The following is a 13,057-nucleotide window of genomic DNA, read 5'->3' as shown; positions in this document are numbered from 1 at the left end:
GCGCCGTGGTGCCCCGGCGGGCCGGCGGCTCAGCCCTCCTTGGCCGCCGGCTCGTCGTCCTCGCACTTCTTGGTCACGACCATGACGGGGCACGCGGAGTGGTGCAGCACGGCCTGGCTCGTGGAGCCCAGCAGCAGGCCGCGGAAACCGCCCCGCCCGCGCGAGCCCACGACGATGAGGTCGGACGCCGTGGAGAACTCCGTGAGGAGCTCGGCACCCGTGCCGTCGAGGACGATGCGCTTGATCGTGAGCCCGGGGTGCTCCGCCTCGTGGCGGTCGATGATGACGTTCAGCCCCTCGGTGACGTCGGCCAGGACCTGCTCGTGGTCGATCGACGCGGGCAGCCACGCGAGGAGACCCGCACCGGCACCGACGGGCACACCGGCCACCGCGACGAGCTCGGCGTCCCAGGCGCGGGCCTGACGGATCGCGTGCCGCAGCGCGATCTCGGCGGACGGCGACCCGTCCACCCCGACGACGATCCGGCGCAGGTCCCGCACCGGCGGCAGCTCCTGCGCGCCACCCTCGTCGTCCTTCCCGCCCGCGCGGTACGGCACGACGACCGTCGGGCAGTGCGCGTGCGCGGGCAGCGCCGAGGAGACGGTGCCGAGCAGCCGCTCGGTGAAGCCGCCGCGCCCCCGCGTGCCGACGACGACGAGCGCGTGCTCGCGCGACATCTCGACGAGGACCCCCGCGGCGTCGCCGGTCGTGACCGTCGCCGTCGTGCGGACCCCGGCGCCCTCGGCGCGGGCGCGAGCCTCTTCCAGGACGGCGCGCGCGCCCTCCTGGATGGCCGAGTCGTCGAGGGCCGCGTAGCCGCCGTCGAGCGACGCCGCCGTGAACGACGGCAACGAGTAGGTGCACACGATGTGGAGGGGCCACCCCACGCGCAGCGCGTACGCCGCGGCCCAGTCCAGGGCGTGGAGGCTCGGCGCCGAGCCGTCGACACCGACGAGGACGGATTCCGTGCGGGTCATGAGCGACTCTCCTCTCGACGGCCCGGTGCCATCGGACGACCAACCTAGCCGAGACCAGGCCCGGCCGTCCGTCTGCCACGAGTCACGAACACGTCAAGAATGCCACGAACCCCGCCCGCTCGCGCAGAGTGCGAGCGGACGGGGTTCGTCCAGCCAGTGACCGCGGGGGTCCTGATCGGGTGAGCGATCAGGCCACGCGGATGAAGGTGGGGTTCGACTGCCAGATCTGGCGGAACTGGACCGACTTCCCGGGACGCGGGGCGTCGATCATCATGTTGTCGCCCGCGTAGATGGCGATGTGGCCCGGCGTCCAGATGAGGTCGCCCGGCTGCGCCTGGTCGCGCGACACCTTGGTGCCGACCGAACCCTGGGCGCCCGACGTGCGCGGCAGGTTGATGCCGACCTGCGCGTAGACGTAGCTGGTGAAGCCCGAGCAGTCGAAGCCGTCGGGGGTGGTGCCGCCGTAGACGTACGGGACGCCCACGTAGCGGGCCGCGATCGAGACGATCGACGAGCCGTGCGCCGACGCGGGGGCGCCGACGGACGCCTCCTGCTGGGCCGGAGCCTGCGACTCGTCGGACGACGACGACTGCGTGGACTGGCGCTCCTGCGTGCGGCTCGTCTGCGTGGTGCGGACGGGCTCGGGCTCGGGCTCCGGCTCCGGCTCGGGGGCCGGGGTCACGGTGACCGGGGCCTCCTCGATGGTGAACGCCGCGTCGGCCGCGACGGTCACGGCCGGGGCGGCCTCGAGGGCCTGGCGGGCCTGCGCGGTGAGGGCGCTGAGGTCGACGGCGTTGAGCTTGCCGGACTCGTTGTCGACCGGGGCGGCCGTCGCGGGGGCGGCGGCGCCGATCATCGAGACGATGAGGCCGGAGGACGCGGCGACGACGGCGGTACGACGACCGACGCTCGACATCTGGTCCGATGCGGCCTGGGCGATGGTGCTGAGTGGCGTCACGGGACGCCGCGCCGCGCGGTGGCGGGCGCGAGTCGTGCTCACGGTCACTGTTGCCTCTCCTGGACGCCTGCGAGGTCAGCTGTCGGGTTCGGGTGGAAGAGTCACCCGGCCTGGCGGACCGGAGTCCGTCGGGCTTCACCCCAAGGGCGCTGTCTCCAGCACCCGGAAGTGGGTCCCCCGTCCCTGTCATCGGGTCGTCGTGGGCCTCTCGCGGTGACAGGGTTAGGCGTTCCGCGCGAGGTCTCCGCCAGATGGGTATCCCGACGGAGCAGGACGACCGTACAGGACCCCTCGGCAAAAGTCACGTTCCCATCACGACGGAACGCGGCCCCGCGCATCGCCGCAGGTCACGGCGTTTCCCCCGGTGAACGGGCGGCTATCCGCGGGCGACGAAGAGGTGGCGCGCGACGTCGTCGGGCAGGTCGAGGACGACCGGCGCACCCTCTCCCTGCACGGTGACCCCGCCGGCCGGTGCCGGTCGCACGACGAGCGTGCGGCGCGGCAGCACCCCGGCCTGGGCGAACCGCGCGAGGAGCTCGACGTCGACCTGGACCGGCTCGGCGATCCGCTGGAGCACGACGCGCACCTCGCCGCCGCCGAGGCCGTGCTGGGCGAGGTGGACGGGGAGCGACACGACGCCGTCGAGGAAGTCGACCTCCTCGAGCTGCTCCCCGAGCTCCGGCAGGCCCGGGATGGGGTTGCCGTACGGGTCGAAGTGCGGGTGGTCGAGCAGCCCGAGGAGCCGCTCCTCGACGAGCTCGCTCATCACGTGCTCCCAGCGGCACGCCTCGGTGTGCACGTACTCCCAGTCGAGCTTGATGACGTCCGTGAGGAGCCGCTCGGCGAGCCGGTGCTTGCGCATGACGCGCGTCGCCTTCTCGTGGCCCACGGGCGTGAGCTCGAGGTGGCGGTCCCCCGTGACGACGACGAGCCCGTCGCGCTCCATGCGCGCGACCGTCTGCGACACCGTGGGCCCCGAGTGGCCGAGGCGCTCCGCGATGCGCGCGCGCAGCGGGACGATGCCCTCCTCCACGAGCTCGTAGATCGTCTTCAGATACATCTCGGTGGTATCGATCAGATCGGTCACGTCACGCTCCCAGTCGCTCGTCGGCTCGGGGCGCCCGGTCGTCGCTCCACGGGGCGCCTGCCCGCACCGGCGGGCCGCTGGGGGTCAGTCTATGGCGAGCCCGTGACCCGACCGCGGTGTCGTCCAGAGGCACCCGTGGTGCCTGGTGGCCCGCGCCTCCCCGCGGGCCCCGGCGCGGACCGTGCGGTGACGCACGGCCTGTGGACGAGGCTCCCGGGGCGCGCCGCGCGCGCGTAGGGTGACGCCGTGCCCGATCTCGCGAACACCTCGATCACGATCCCCTCGGACCTCCTGCCGGCCGACGGCCGCTTCGGGTCCGGGCCGTCCAAGGTCCGCGCCGCGCAGGTCCGGGCGCTGTCCGACGCCGGCACCTCGCTGCTGGGGACGTCCCACCGGCAGGCGCCCGTCCGGTCGCTCGTGCGCCGCACGCGCGAGGGCCTCGCCGCGCTGTTCGCGCTGCCCGACGGCTACGAGGTCGTGCTGGGCAACGGCGGCTCCACGACGTTCTGGGACGTCGCGACGGCGTGCCTCGTCCGCTCGAAGGCGCAGCACGCGGCGTTCGGCGAGTTCGGCGCGAAGTTCGCCGCCGCGACGACCGCCGCGCCGTTCCTCGCGCCGTCCCAGGTGATCTCGGCCCCCGCCGGGACCGTCGCGCTCCCGGAGCCCGCCGACGACGTCGACGTGCACGCGTGGCCGCACAACGAGACCTCGACCGGCGCGATGGCGCCCGTGCGCCGCGTCCCCGGCTCGCGCGAGCGCGGCGCGCTCACGCTCGTGGACGCCACGTCCGGCGCGGGCGCGATCCCCGTGGACGTCGCGGAGACCGACGTCTACTACTTCGCGCCGCAGAAGGTCTTCGGGTCGGACGGCGGCCTGTGGCTCGCGCTGTGCTCGCCCGACGCGCTCGCGCGCGCGGACGAGGTCGAGAGCAGCGGCACCCGCTGGGTCCCGGAGTCGCTGTCGCTGCGCACCGCGGCGGTGAACTCGCGCCAGGACCAGACCCTCAACACGCCCGCGATCGCGACGCTCGTCATGCTCGCCGAGCAGGTGGAGTGGCTCCTGGGCAACGGGGGCCTGGAGTGGGCGGCCGCCCGGTCCGCCGAGTCGGCCGCGCACCTCTACGGCTGGGCGGACTCGCGCGAGTGGGCGGCGCCCTTCGTCGCGAACCCGGCGGAGCGGTCGACGGTCGTCGGCACGATCGACCTGGACGACGCGATCGACGCCACGGCCGTCGTGGCGGCGCTGCGCGAGAACGGCGTGCTCGACGTCTTCCCGTACCGCAAGCTCGGCCGCAACCAGCTGCGCGTCGCGATGTTCCCGGCGATTGAGCCCGACGACGTCCGCGCCCTCACCGCGTGCGTGGACCACGTCGTCGACCACCTCGCCTGACGAGCACGAGCGAGGTCCCGTCGAGCACGAGGCCGGTGCCGCCCGGGAGACCGGGGCGGCACCGGCCTCGTCGCTCGGCGGGAGAGGCGGCGTCAGGCCGCCCGGGCGGCCTCCTGCGCGTCCTCGGTCTCGAGCCGGCGTCGCGTCTCGGCGCGCGCGGAGCGGTCGGTCGGCGTCCCGGCGTCGAGGTAGCGCACCACGAGGTGCGGGCGCTGCAGGACGCGGTAGCGGACCTCGAGGTGCCAGTTGCGCACCGCCCAGACGGCCGCACCCACGGCGACGAGCGCCGCGGTGATCGACCCGACGCCGATCGCCCAGCGCGGGCCCCATGCCTCGGCGATCCACCCGACGAGCGGGGAACCGACGGGCGTCGCACCGAGGAACACGATCATGTAGAGCGACATGACGCGCCCGCGCATGACGGGGTCCACGGACATCTGGATGGTCGAGTTGGCCGCGGTCATCATGGTGAGCGACGCGAGCCCCACGGGGATGCACGCGACGGCGAAGGTCGCGTACGTGGGCATGAGCGCCATGACCCCCGTGGCGACGGCGAACCCGAACGCGGACCCGATGACGAGCCGGACGCGCGGGCGCTCCCGGCGCGCGGCGAGCAGGGCCCCGGTGAGCGACCCGATCGCGAGGATGGACCCGAGGATCCCGTACTCCCCCGGCCCCATGCCGAACTCGACCTTCGCCATCATCGCGGACGTGAGCTGGAAGTTGAGCCCGAACGTCGACACGACGCCGACGACGACCATGATGACGATGATGTCCGTCCGTCCGCGCACGTACCGGATGCCCTCGCGGATCTGACCCTTTTCTCGCGGGGCGCTCGGCAGCACGTGAAGCTCGCGCGTGCGCATGTACAGCAGCGCGAGGATGGTCGCCCCGAAGGTGACGCCGTTGATGATGAACAGCCAGCCGGAGCCGACCGCCGCGATGAGCAGGCCCGCGACGCCCGGCCCGACGAGGCGCGCCGCGTTGAACGACGCGCTGTTGAGCCCGACGGCGTTGGAGAGCTTGTCGGCGGGCACCATCTCGGCGACGAACGTCTGGCGCACGGGGTTGTCGAACGCCGAGACGACGCCGAGCAGGCCGGCGAACACGTAGACGTGCCACAGCTCGACGTTCCCGGACAGCACGAGCGCGCCCAGGCCGAGCGCGAGCAGTCCCATCGCGCCCTGGGTGGCCATGAGGAGCCGACGGCGCGGGAGCCGGTCGGCGAGCAGGCCCGCCCATGCGGACAGGGCGAGCACGGGCGCGAACTGCAGCGCGGTGACGACGCCGACGGCGACGCCGGAGTTGTCGGTGAGGTCGCTGAGGACGAGCCAGTCCTGCGCGACGCGCTGCATCCAGGTACCGACGTTCGCGACGAGCGCGGCGCCGAACCAGACGCGGTAGTTGTAGTACTGGAGGGAGGAGAACGTGGTGCTCATCGGGCGGCGATCCGGGTCAACAGCTCACTGGCGCGGGCCAAGGTCTCTCTTTCGTCAGGGGTGAGGGAGGACAGCTGCTGCGTGAGCCACGCGTCCCGGCGGCGCCGCGTCTCCTTGACCTCGCGCACGCCGGCGTCCGTGAGGCGCACGACGACCTGACGGCGGTCGCTCGCGTGCTCCCCCTTCTCGACGAGACCCATCTCGACGAGGGCGTTGACGGCGCGGGTCATCGACGGCGGCCGGACGCGCTCGTGCTCCGCGAGCTCGCTGGGCGACATGGCGCCGTGCTTGTGCAGGACGGTGAGGACGCCGAACCGCCCCTCGGGGAGGTCCGCCTCGCCGCGCTGGGCACGCAGCCGCCGGGAGATCCGGGTGAGCGCGACCCGCAGGTCGCCGCCGAGCGTCGCGGGCCGGTACTGGTTCCGGGTGGGAGCAGTGAGGTCCGCAGCAGGCATGATAGTTACCCTAACTCATTACCTTGGGTAAGGAAAGGCCTGCGGGTGGAGATCCCCGTCACGAGCGGGCGTCCGAGACGTCCCGGACGTCCGCTATGGTGTGCGCCGTGCACCAGGAACTGACCCTCGCCGAGACGCTCCACCTGCTCGGCCTCATGGGCCGCAAGCTCCCCTCGTTCGTCACGTCCGTGTCGGGTCGCGGGGACGCGCTCGAGGTCGTCGCCGACCCGCGCCAGGTGAAGCGCCTGCCCGCGCCGCTCCGGCTCGCGACGCGTCTCGCCCCGACGGTCCGCGCCACGCTGCGCGTGGTCGACGTGCAGGACGGCGTCGCGACGATCTCCGTCGACGCGAGCGCCGGCGGCCTGCCCGCCCACAAGCTCCTCGGTCTCGCGGCGAGCCGGATCGAGTCCGTCGTCGCGGCGAAGGGCCTCCCCGCCGGGTCCGTGCGGGTGCTCCCGGACGCGCGCGTCGCCCTCGACGTCCAGCGCCTCCTCCAGGTGCGCACCCCGGGTGCACGGGTGAGCGGGGTGGCGTTCAAGGACGGCGTCGTCGTCCTCGACGGCGTCGCCTGACCCTTCCTGCGAGAGCCCGGCTCCGGGGGAGCCGCGCCCCCTCGGCGGGCCGGCGGTCCGCCGAGGACCGCGTCAGACGGCGGCGCGCGTCGCCTCGTCGAGGAGGTCGAGGAACGCGCGGTAATAGCCCTCGACGTAGTGGACCGGCGACGGTCCCCACCGGTGGGCCGGGTCGCCGACCACGAGCCGGTCCGGGACCCGGAGGAAGCGGGCCTCGGCCAGGTCCTTGCGCATGCGCGCGTAGAGATAGGTGAGCGTGCGGTTCGCCGACTCGACACGCTGCTGGTCGAACGCCCCGCCCGCCGCGTCGCCGCGCGCCCAGTACGCCTCGTGCACGACGACACGACCCAGTCGACCCTGCCGGCGCGCGGTGGCCACGAGCGCAGCCCAGCCGACCTCCCACCGGACGAGGAACTCCGGCGACCCCGACGCGACGCGACGCGACCGCACGCCGTCGCCACCGGCCCGCAGGAACTCCATGGAGCGCGTCGCCACGCCGCCGTCCGCCCCGACCACGAGGTCGTACTGCTCGTCGACGAGGTCGAGCACGACGACGTCCGCGTCCGTCGTCCCGAGCCGCGCCGCGAAGTCCTTGCCCAGGTCCCGTTCGACCATGCGGCGCTGGAACGGGGACTCGACGCGGGCGACGTCGACCCCGGAGAGCCCCTCGGACGCGAACGCGGACGCCAGCGAGCTGCGTGCGTGGTAGTCGGCGAGGCGGAACCGCGTCTCCTCCGGCAGCGCGAACGCGTCGCGGGTGACGCAGCTCCCGTGGACGAGGACACTGCGCTGCGGGCTGCTGGAGCGGTCGGTCACCGGCGCCCGATCACTTGACCGTGGGCGGCAGGACCTCGAGCGCCTCGGCGTTCTGGACGAGGTAGTCCCCGACGGAGTCGTTCGCGATCGACGCCATGAGCGGGTCGAACCGGGCACGGTCGAGCACGACGATCGACTGCCCGTCGGCGCTGCGCCCGGTCCCGGAGTTGGGCGCCGTCATGAACGTGACGTCGTTCGTGCTCAGACCGCGGGCGCTCATGTAGAGGTTCCGCATCTCGTCGATGGTCAGGCCGTCGTCGGTCGCCACCGACTCGCTCACCGCGGTGAAGAAGCGCGTCATCATCGCGACGTCGTTGCGGTTGTTGTTGATCTTGCCGAGCATCGCGCGCATCCAGTTCTGCTGGCGCTGCACGCGGCCGAAGTCGCCGTTCACCAGGCCGTGGCGCTGACGCGTGTAGGTGAGGGCCTCCTCGCCCGTCATCTGGTGCACGCCCGCCTCGAAGAACACCTTCTTGCCGTCGCCGATGTCCTCCGGGATGCGGATCTGCACGCCGCCCAGCGCGTCGGTGAGGGTCGTGAAGGACTCGAAGTCGGTCACGGCGAAGTGGTCGATCCGGACGCCGGTGAGGTCCTCGACCGTCTGGATCATGAGGGAGGGGCCGCCGTACGAGAAGGCGGCGTTGATCTTCGCCTCCCCGTGCCCGGGGATCGGGACCCACGCGTCGCGCGGGATGGAGACGACCTGCGCCGTCTGCCGGTCCGCCGGCAGGTGCACGAGCATGATCGCGTCCGTGCGCTGCGCGCCCGCCTCCCACTGGGAGGGGTCCCCGGCCGAGATGCGGCTGTCGGAGCCGAGCACCAGGAAGTTCACGGCCTCCGTCGCGACCGCCGGGTCGCTCGGCGCCGGGTCGGGGCGGTTCTCCAGGCCCTCGAACGGGTCGGCGAGCTTCTCGATGTTGCCGTCGAGCTGGCGCTGGAACCACCAGGCGCCCCCGACACCGGCCAGGACGAGCACGGCGAGGAGCGACACGAGCACGACGAGCGCCGTCCGGCCTCCACGACGACGGCGCGCGTGCCGCCGGTCGGCACGCGGCTCGGGCGAGGGGTCCGGGAACAGGGTGTCGGCCACGGCAGGCATCCTACGGCGCGCGACCTGCTTCGACGGCTGTTTCGAGCGCCTGCGCCGGCCTCTTCACCCTCGGTGCTCGGCCGTCTCACGACTTCACCACGTTCCGGAGCGGTACTCTCGTACCGCTCAGTTCCAGGAAGGCACCGGCGGAGGGCGCGCCCCGGAGAGCCGTCGATCGCAGGGGGCGACATGTCTACGAGTGCGGCACGGCACGCTCGCGCGCGCCGTCGACCGGCGCCCCGACCGCGGCGTCGGGACCAGCACGACCACCTTCTCCTGGTCACCCACCACTACGAGCCCGAGACGGGCGCGCCGCAGCGCCGCTGGGGTGCGCTCGTGCCCCGCCTGGTCGGCGCGGGCTTCCGCGTGACCGTCCTCGCCCCGCCTCCGCACTACCCGGCAGGCGTGCTCGACCCCGAGCACGCGCACCTGCGCCCCGGGCTCGTCCAGCGCGGTCGCCACGGCGAGCGGATCCTGCGCGTCCGCTATCGCGAGCACTCGTCGTCGCTCGTGTCCCGCACGGCCGACCACGTCGTCGCGGCCGCCCACTCGGTCGTCCTCGGGTGGCGGCACCTGCGCGCCCGGGCGCACCGCCCGACCGTCGTGGTCGGCACCGTGCCCGGCATCCCCAGCATGTTCGCCGCGTGGGCCCTGGCCCGGCTCTTCCGCGCCCGCTTCGTCGTCGAGATGCGCGACGCGTGGCCCGACCTCATCCGCCCGGCCGGCGTCGTCGCCGACGGGTCCGGCCGCCGGGCGCGGTCCGCGGTGGTCGCGCTCGCGCACCGCGCGATCGTCCGGCTGCAGACCCGCAGCGACCTCGTCGTGACGACGACGGAGACGTTCGCCGGGGTCGTCGAGAGCCGGGGCGCCCCGAACGTCGGGGTCGTGCGCAACGGCACCGCGTTCACCGACCGCCTCGCCGACAAGGTGGACGACGAGGTCGACGCTCTGCCCGACGACGACGCCCACCCCCTGGGCCCGGACCGGCCGCTGCGCGCCGTCTACGTGGGGACCATCGGCCGGTCGCAGGGTCTCGAGGTCGTCGTGGAGGCCGCCGCCGCGCTCGCCGCGCGGGGCGTGCCGCTCGAGGTGCACCTCGCCGGCGCGGGGGCCGACATCCCCCACCTCAAGGCCCTCGCCTCGACGCTCGGCGCACCGGTGACGTTCCTCGGTCGTGTGCCGCACACGGACGTCCCCGCGCTGTACGCGTGGGCCGACACCGTGCTCGTGTCGCTGCGCGACTGGGAGCCGTTCCAGTGGACGGTGCCCTCGAAGCTCTACGAGACGATGGCGACGCGTCGGCACGTCACGGCGTGCCTCGCGGGCGAGGCCGCGGAGCTCGTGCTCTCGCTCGAGGCGGGCGACGTCGTCCCGCCCGGGGACGTCGAGGCGCTGGCCGCGCTCTGGGCCGGCTTCGTGGCCGCGGGCTCGGTCCCGGAGATCGGTCCCGCCGCCCAGGAGTGGGTCGCGCTCAACGCGGACGACGACGCGCTCGCGGCCCGCTACGTCGAGCTGCTCGACGGGCTGCGTCGATGAGGGCGGCGGCACCGCGCGACGCCGTCCGCGCCCTCGTCCTCGCGCTGTCCTTCGGGGCGCGCGCCGTCGTCGACGACCCGGTGTGGCTCGGGATCCAGGCCGCACGGCGCGCGCCCGCCCCGGTCCGGAGCGGCGTCGTCCGCCTGCTCCTCGTGGCGCGCGACCCGTCCGCGCGCCGTGCGCTCGGCCTCTTCCTCGACGGCTCCCCCGACGACGCGGCCCGCACCGTCGCCGCGGTGCTCCGCGCGCCCGGGTCGCGGCTCGCGCGCCGCGTGGCCGCCGAGGTCGCCGTCGCGGTCGGCCACCCCGAGCTGCTCGACGGCGTCCCCCACCCCGGCCCCGCCCGACTGCGCGCGCTCTGGCAGGCGGGCGACGTGGACGCGCTCGATCGCGCGACCGTGTCGGGCCGCGGCGAGCGCCGGACCCTCCGCGCGATCCGCGCCCAGGTCGACGCGCTCCGGCCCGACCCTCCGGCCACCGGGACCTCGCAGCGCGCGGTGCGGGGCGACGTCGGGCAGCCGCGGGTGCTCCACCACCTGACGAACTCGCTCCCCCACACGCAGAGCGGGTACACGCTGCGCAGCCACGCGATCCTCCGCGCGCAGCACGAGGACGGGCTGGGCGTGGCGGCGACGACGCGCGGCGCCTACCCGGTGACGATCGGCGTGCTCGGCGCACGCGCCGCGGACGTCGTGGACGGCGTGCGGTACGAGCGGCTGCTGCCGTGGATGCTGCAGGGCGATCCGGCGCGGCGCGCCGAGGTCGAGGTCGACCTGCTGGTGCGCGCGGCGCGAAGGTTCGCGCCCGACGTCGTGCACGCCACCACCCCGCACACGACCGGCGCGACGGCGCGCGCGGCCGCCCGACGCCTCGGCGTGCCGTGGGTGTACGAGGTGCGCGGCCTGCCCGAGGAGACCTGGGCCGCGTCGCACCGCACGCCCGAGGCGCGGCGCGCCGCCGAGGCCTCGGGCCGTTACGCCCTCGTCCGGGCGAAGGAGACCGAGCTCGCGCTCGCCGCGGACCACGTGGTGACGCTCAGCGAGACCATGCGGGCCGAGCTCGTCGGCCGCGGCGTGCCGGGCTCCCGCGTCACGGTGGTCCCCAACGCCGTGCCGACGTCGCTCCTGGACGCGGCGCACCCCACGCCCGACGCCGCCCGCGAGCGCCTCGGCATCCCGGCGCGCGGGCCCGTGGTCGGCACGGTGAGCAGCGTCGTCGACTACGAGGGTCTCGACACGGTCCTGCGCACGGTCGCCGCGCTCCGGGCGGACGGCGTCGACGCGACCGCGCTCGTGGTGGGCGACGGCGTCGCCCGCCCCGGCCTCCTCCGCCTCGCCGACGAGCTCGGGCTCGGCGAGCACGCGATCCTGCCGGGGCGCGTGCCGCGCGCCCTCGCCACGACCTACCTCGCGGCGCTCGACGTCGCCCTCGTCCCGCGCCGGGACGACCGCGTGACGCGCCTCGTCACCCCGCTCAAGCCGGTCGAGGCGATGGCCGTGGGCCGGCCGGTGGTCGCGAGCGATCTCCCCGCGCTGCGCGAGGCCGTCGGTGCCGCGGGACGCCTCGTGCCCGCGGGCGACGTCGCCGCGTGGACCGCGGCCGTCGCGGACGTCCTGGGCGACGACGACGCACGTCGTGGCATGCTGACGCGCGGTCGCGAGCTCGCGGCCACCAGGACGTGGGCCGCGAACACGGCCCGGTACCGCGAGGTGTACGCCCGAGCACTGGCAGGAGGAACGCGATGAGCACCGCCCTCCTGCGTCGTCCCCTCGGTGCCCTCGTCGCGACGGCACTGCTCGCCGGCTGCACGACTGCGGCGCCGGAGCCCGCGCCGTCGGCGACGAGCGCGTCCCCCGCGCCGACGCGCTCCGCGGCTCCCAGCCCGACGCCCACGCCGACAGGACCGGCGGACCCGCTGCCCGAGGGGCCGGTGAACGCGCTCCTCGTCGGCACGGACTCACGAGACCCGGCCGACCTCACGGGCAACGCCGACACGATCCTGCTCGTCCACGTGCCCGCCGACCGGCAGAACCTGTACCTCGTGTCCTTCACACGCGACATGTGGGTCGACATCCCGGGGCTCGGCGAGGGGAAGATCAACGCGGCGTTCTCGCGCGGCGGGACGGACACGCTCGTCCAGACGGTGTCCGGCCTGCTCGGCGGTGCGGAGATCGACTACGTCGTCCAGTCGAACTTCGCGGGGTTCATCGCCCTCACGCGCGCGCTCGACGGGTTCGAGGTGGACAACCAGCACGCGAGCACGGTGACCGTGCAGAGCACGGGACGCGTCGTCGACTTCCCCGAGGGGCGCATCACGCTCTCCGGCACGGACGGCCTCATCTACGTGCGCGAGCGCAAGCGGCTTCCCCTCGGCGACCTCGACCGCACCGAGCGGCAGCGCGCCGCCGTCGTCGGGATGCTCGACAGGATCGCGGAGCGCGCCGACGATCCGGCGGTGCTCGCCGAGCTGATGCCGATGCTCGTGCGCAACGTGAAGATCACGGGCGACCTCGACGTGGACGACGCGTTCGCGCTCGTCCCGCTCGCCGCCGAGCTCGAGCGCGAGGACGTCGTCGGGCTCATGGTGCCGATCACCGGGTTCGGCGAGAGGGGCGGCGCGTCGGTCAACCTCGTGGACGCGGAGCAGACCGCCGCGCTCGGTGACGCGGTGCGCACGGACACGCTCGACGCCTACGTCGCGACGTACGGCACGGCGTACGCGCCGACGGGATCCTAGG

At 74.3% G+C, this 13,057-nt stretch carries 12 protein-coding genes and 1 riboswitch; of the genes, 5 read left to right on the top strand and 7 right to left on the bottom strand.

Going from position 1 to position 13,057, the window contains the following annotated elements; all coding sequences use genetic code 11:
• Positions 1-29: 29 nt before the first annotated feature.
• The 3 genes from B8281_RS07720 to B8281_RS07710 all read right to left on the bottom strand — a co-directional run bounded on the left by B8281_RS07720 (position 30) and on the right by B8281_RS07710 (position 3,022).
• Positions 30-977: a universal stress protein gene (locus B8281_RS07720; RefSeq protein ID WP_085387405.1), complete on the bottom strand. Its 948-nt coding sequence runs from the start codon at positions 975-977 to the stop codon at positions 30-32.
• 187 nt (positions 978-1,164) lie between these two features.
• A complete protein-coding gene (locus B8281_RS07715) occupies positions 1,165-1,977 on the bottom strand; it encodes a C40 family peptidase (RefSeq protein ID WP_369824948.1) in 813 nt (270 codons plus the stop codon).
• Between the two features lie 7 nt (positions 1,978-1,984).
• A riboswitch (cyclic di-AMP (ydaO/yuaA leader) is annotated at positions 1,985-2,174 on the bottom strand.
• Positions 2,175-2,311: 137 nt separating this feature from the next.
• Positions 2,312-3,022: a metal-dependent transcriptional regulator gene (locus B8281_RS07710; RefSeq protein ID WP_085387404.1), complete on the bottom strand. Its 711-nt coding sequence runs from the start codon at positions 3,020-3,022 to the stop codon at positions 2,312-2,314.
• Between the two features lie 246 nt (positions 3,023-3,268).
• On the opposite strand from B8281_RS07710, the gene serC reads away from it, so the two are divergent.
• Complete coding sequence (serC, locus tag B8281_RS07705) at positions 3,269-4,411, top strand: phosphoserine transaminase (protein WP_232322717.1); 1,143 nt, start codon at positions 3,269-3,271, stop codon at positions 4,409-4,411.
• 92 nt (positions 4,412-4,503) lie between these two features.
• Here the strand turns inward: serC and B8281_RS07700 are convergent, their stop codons facing one another.
• Together B8281_RS07700 and B8281_RS07695 are read right to left on the bottom strand one after the other, a co-directional pair.
• On the bottom strand, positions 4,504-5,850 hold the full coding sequence (locus B8281_RS07700) for an MFS transporter (protein ID WP_085387403.1): 1,347 nt from the start codon (positions 5,848-5,850) through the stop codon (positions 4,504-4,506).
• Positions 5,847-6,305 carry a MarR family winged helix-turn-helix transcriptional regulator gene (locus B8281_RS07695; protein WP_021483075.1) on the bottom strand — a complete coding sequence of 153 codons (459 nt, stop codon included), beginning with the start codon at positions 6,303-6,305 and terminating at the stop codon, positions 5,847-5,849. The genes B8281_RS07700 and B8281_RS07695 overlap by 4 nt, the downstream gene beginning before the upstream one ends.
• Positions 6,306-6,412: 107 nt before the next feature.
• On the opposite strand from B8281_RS07695, the gene B8281_RS07690 reads away from it, so the two are divergent.
• Positions 6,413-6,877 carry a hypothetical protein gene (locus B8281_RS07690; protein ID WP_157446604.1) on the top strand — a complete coding sequence of 155 codons (465 nt, stop codon included), beginning with the start codon at positions 6,413-6,415 and terminating at the stop codon, positions 6,875-6,877.
• A 72-nt stretch (positions 6,878-6,949) separates the two neighbouring features.
• Here the strand turns inward: B8281_RS07690 and B8281_RS07685 are convergent, their stop codons facing one another.
• Together B8281_RS07685 and B8281_RS07680 are read right to left on the bottom strand one after the other, a co-directional pair.
• Entirely contained in the window at positions 6,950-7,693 is a 744-nt protein-coding gene (locus B8281_RS07685; RefSeq protein ID WP_085387402.1) for a DUF6270 domain-containing protein, read from the bottom strand.
• Positions 7,694-7,703: 10 nt separating this feature from the next.
• Entirely contained in the window at positions 7,704-8,783 is a 1,080-nt protein-coding gene (locus tag B8281_RS07680) for an LCP family protein (protein ID WP_232322716.1), read from the bottom strand.
• 336 nt (positions 8,784-9,119) lie between these two features.
• On the opposite strand from B8281_RS07680, the gene B8281_RS07675 reads away from it, so the two are divergent.
• The 3 genes from B8281_RS07675 to B8281_RS07665 are packed head-to-tail and all read left to right on the top strand — an operon-like array spanning position 9,120 to position 13,056.
• Positions 9,120-10,319, top strand: a complete 1,200-nt coding sequence (locus B8281_RS07675; protein ID WP_232322715.1) for a glycosyltransferase family 4 protein — start codon at positions 9,120-9,122, stop codon at positions 10,317-10,319.
• Positions 10,316-12,064: a glycosyltransferase gene (locus B8281_RS07670; RefSeq protein WP_085387399.1), complete on the top strand. Its 1,749-nt coding sequence runs from the start codon at positions 10,316-10,318 to the stop codon at positions 12,062-12,064. Before B8281_RS07675 ends, B8281_RS07670 begins: the two co-directional genes overlap by 4 nt.
• Complete coding sequence (locus B8281_RS07665; RefSeq protein WP_085387398.1) at positions 12,061-13,056, top strand: LCP family protein; 996 nt, start codon at positions 12,061-12,063, stop codon at positions 13,054-13,056. The genes B8281_RS07670 and B8281_RS07665 overlap by 4 nt, the downstream gene beginning before the upstream one ends.
• Position 13,057: the final 1 nt, after the last annotated feature.

This window comes from Cellulosimicrobium sp. TH-20 (assembly GCF_002105775.1).
Classification (GTDB): domain Bacteria; phylum Actinomycetota; class Actinomycetes; order Actinomycetales; family Cellulomonadaceae; genus Cellulosimicrobium; species Cellulosimicrobium funkei.
Note: the sequence above shows the minus strand (reverse complement) of the source record. Positions and strands in the feature narration are given on the sequence as shown.